Origin of the sequence: Cupriavidus sp. WS (assembly GCF_000395345.1) — a bacterium.
GTDB lineage: Bacteria > Pseudomonadota > Gammaproteobacteria > Burkholderiales > Burkholderiaceae > Cupriavidus > Cupriavidus basilensis_B.
Genome location: NZ_AQPL01000723.1, coordinates 1 through 950 on the forward strand (window position 1 = coordinate 1; position 950 = coordinate 950).

The window sequence follows — 950 nt, forward strand, 5'->3', positions numbered from 1 at the left end:
TGCCGCTGGCCGACGCCGCGCGCCTGGTGCCGCAACTGGCCGCCTGCTTCGAGCGCCACCACGCCGCGCCGGCGCTGGCCGACTACGAGCTGCTGCTCAAGGAATCGGCCGAGATGGCCTGGATCTCCACCGAGGGCAACGCCTTCAACCACGCCACCGACCGCGTGGCCGACGTGCGCGCCGTGGCCGACGCGCAGCGCGGCCTGGGCCGCCCGATCAAGGACACGGTGGAAGTCTCGCGCTCGGGCCGCGTGCTGCAGACCGCGTTCAAGGCCGATCCGGTCGAGCGCGGTTTCGTCGGCGCGGACGGCGCCATCGTGAAGCGCACCGTGCCGGGCTCGTTCTACGAGTTCATCACGCGCGACTTCGTGCCCGCCACCGAAGGCACCGCCGGCACGCTGGACCTGTCCTTCGATGCCGGCAACGCGCAGGGCATCTTCAAGATGACCGCGGCCTCGGCCTGCTGAAGCCGGCGCGCCGGCTTCAGCAGGCCGAGGCCGCGGTCATCTTGAAGATGCCCTGCGCGTTGCCGGCATCGAAGGACAGGTCCAGCGTGCCGGCGGTGCCTTCGGTGGCGGGCACGAAGTCGCGCGTGATGAACTCGTAGAACGAGCCCGGCACGGTGCGCTTCACGATGGCGCCGTCCGCGCCGACGAAACCGCGCTCGACCGGATCGGCCTTGAACGCGGTCTGCAGCACGCGGCCCGAGCGCGAGACTTCCACCGTGTCCTTGATCGGGCGGCCCAGGCCGCGCTGCGCGTCGGCCACGGCGCGCACGTCGGCCACGCGGTCGGTGGCGTGGTTGAAGGCGTTGCCCTCGGTGGAGATCCAGGCCATCTCGGCCGATTCCTTGAGCAGCAGCTCGTAGTCGGCCAGCGCCGGCGCGGCGTGGTGGCGCTCGAAGCAGGCGGCCAGTTGCGGCACCAGGCGCGCGGCGTCGGCCAGCGGCA

Annotated in this window: 2 protein-coding genes; one reads left to right on the forward strand and one right to left on the reverse strand. The window is 72.0% G+C overall.

Annotation, left to right across the window (positions count from 1 at the left end; genetic code table 11):
* Positions 1-467, forward strand: a 467-nt coding sequence (locus K206_RS0136850) for a 2-oxoadipate dioxygenase/decarboxylase family protein (RefSeq protein WP_020207190.1), incomplete at its 5' end; no start/stop codon positions are given.
* A 16-nt stretch (positions 468-483) separates the two neighbouring features.
* Here K206_RS0136850 and K206_RS0136855 read toward each other — a convergent pair.
* On the reverse strand, positions 484-950 hold a 467-nt coding region (locus tag K206_RS0136855; RefSeq protein ID WP_020207190.1), incomplete at its 5' end, for a 2-oxoadipate dioxygenase/decarboxylase family protein.